The sequence below is a fragment of the Mycobacterium sp. 4D054 genome, assembly GCF_052245755.1.
In the GTDB taxonomy this organism is placed as follows: domain Bacteria; phylum Actinomycetota; class Actinomycetes; order Mycobacteriales; family Mycobacteriaceae; genus Mycobacterium.
Genome location: NZ_JBQQCF010000121.1, coordinates 1 through 2,179, shown reverse-complemented (window position 1 = coordinate 2,179; position 2,179 = coordinate 1). Strand labels below are relative to the sequence as shown.

1 protein-coding gene and 1 pseudogene are annotated in these 2,179 nt (G+C 60.3%); one reads left to right on the top strand and one right to left on the bottom strand.

Translation table 11 applies throughout. The features are described 5' to 3' along the window. Window positions 1-124 precede the first annotated feature (124 nt). A pseudogene (intI1, locus tag ACTWP6_RS30115) lies at window positions 125-1,009 on the bottom strand (class 1 integron integrase IntI1); the annotation flags it as partial. A gap of 101 nt (window positions 1,010-1,110) precedes the next feature. Between intI1 and sul1 the strand changes: the two are divergent. Then, window positions 1,111-1,962: a sulfonamide-resistant dihydropteroate synthase Sul1 gene (sul1, locus tag ACTWP6_RS30110; protein WP_000946487.1), complete on the top strand. Its 852-nt coding sequence runs from the start codon at window positions 1,111-1,113 to the stop codon at window positions 1,960-1,962. Window positions 1,963-2,179 lie beyond the last annotated feature (217 nt).

Genomic DNA, 2,179 nt, shown 5'->3' with positions numbered 1-2,179 from the left:
CAATACCAGCGCACCGCCCACAGGATCACATCACCCTGGAAATGGCGCCACTTGAAATCCGTCATCGTTCCGTCCGTCCAATCTCCGCCAAGCATGCTCAAGCTTCACGATTTTTGCAACAGAGCCGAATGTCGTAACCGCTGCGGAGCAAGGCCGTCGCGAACGAGTGGCGGAGGGTGTGCGGTGTGGCGGGCTTCGTGATGCCTGCTTGTTCTACGGCACGTTTGAAGGCGCGCTGAAAGGTCTGGTCATACATGTGATGGCGACGCACGACACCGCTCCGTGGATCGGTCGAATGCGTGTGCTGCGCAAAAACCCAGAACCACGGCCAGGAATGCCCGGCGCGCGGATACTTCCGCTCAAGGGCGTCGGGAAGCGCAACGCCGCTGCGGCCCTCGGCCTGGTCCTTCAGCCACCATGCCCGTGCACGCGACAGCTGCTCGCGCAGGCTGGGTGCCAAGCTCTCGGGTAACATCAAGGCCCGATCCTTGGAGCCCTTGCCCTCCCGCACGATGATCGTGCCGTGATCGAAATCCAGATCCTTGACCCGCAGTTGCAAACCCTCACTGATCCGCATGCCCGTTCCATACAGAAGCTGGGCGAACAAACGATGCTCGCCTTCCAGAAAACCGAGGATGCGAACCACTTCATCCGGGGTCAGCACCACCGGCAAGCGCCGCGACGGCCGAGGTCTTCCGATCTCCTGAAGCCAGGGCAGATCCGTGCACAGCACCTTGCCGTAGAAGAACAGCAAGGCCGCCAATGCCTGACGATGCGTGGAGACCGAAACCTTGCGCTCGTTCGCCAGCCAGGACAGAAATGCCTCGACTTCGCTGCTGCCCAAGGTTGCCGGGTGACGCACACCGTGGAAACGGATGAAGGCACGAACCCAGTGGACATAAGCCTGTTCGGTTCGTAAGCTGTAATGCAAGTAGCGTATGCGCTCACGCAACTGGTCCAGAACCTTGACCGAACGCAGCGGTGGTAACGGCGCAGTGGCGGTTTTCATGGCTTGTTATGACTGTTTTTTTGTACAGTCTATGCCTCGGGCATCCAAGCAGCAAGCGCGTTACGCCGTGGGTCGATGTTTGATGTTATGGAGCAGCAACGATGTTACGCAGCAGGGTGACGGTGTTCGGCATTCTGAATCTCACCGAGGACTCCTTCTTCGATGAGAGCCGGCGGCTAGACCCCGCCGGCGCTGTCACCGCGGCGATCGAAATGCTGCGAGTCGGATCAGACGTCGTGGATGTCGGACCGGCCGCCAGCCATCCGGACGCGAGGCCTGTATCGCCGGCCGATGAGATCAGACGTATTGCGCCGCTCTTAGACGCCCTGTCCGATCAGATGCACCGTGTTTCAATCGACAGCTTCCAACCGGAAACCCAGCGCTATGCGCTCAAGCGCGGCGTGGGCTACCTGAACGATATCCAAGGATTTCCTGACCCTGCGCTCTATCCCGATATTGCTGAGGCGGACTGCAGGCTGGTGGTTATGCACTCAGCGCAGCGGGATGGCATCGCCACCCGCACCGGTCACCTTCGACCCGAAGACGCGCTCGACGAGATTGTGCGGTTCTTCGAGGCGCGGGTTTCCGCCTTGCGACGGAGCGGGGTCGCTGCCGACCGGCTCATCCTCGATCCGGGGATGGGATTTTTCTTGAGCCCCGCACCGGAAACATCGCTGCACGTGCTGTCGAACCTTCAAAAGCTGAAGTCGGCGTTGGGGCTTCCGCTATTGGTCTCGGTGTCGCGGAAATCCTTCTTGGGCGCCACCGTTGGCCTTCCTGTAAAGGATCTGGGTCCAGCGAGCCTTGCGGCGGAACTTCACGCGATCGGCAATGGCGCTGACTACGTCCGCACCCACGCGCCTGGAGATCTGCGAAGCGCAATCACCTTCTCGGAAACCCTCGCGAAATTTCGCAGTCGCGACGCCAGAGACCGAGGGTTAGATCATGCCTAGCATTCACCTTCCGGCCGCCCGCTAGCGGACCCTGGTCAGGTTCCGCGAAGGTGGGCGCAGACATGCTGGGCTCGTCAGGATCAAACTGCAGGCTCTGTTGCAAAAATCGTGAAGCTTGAGCATGCTTGGCGGAGATTGGACGGACGGAACGATGACGGATTTCAAGTGGCGCCATTTCCAGGGTGATGTGATCCTGTGGGCGGTGCGCTGGTATTGT

Excerpts from the sequence above, each read along its gene's own strand:
- sul1 (WP_000946487.1), top strand. The coding sequence starts at position 1,111 with ATGTTACGCAGCAGGGTGACGGTGTTCGGCATTCTGAATCTCACCGAG.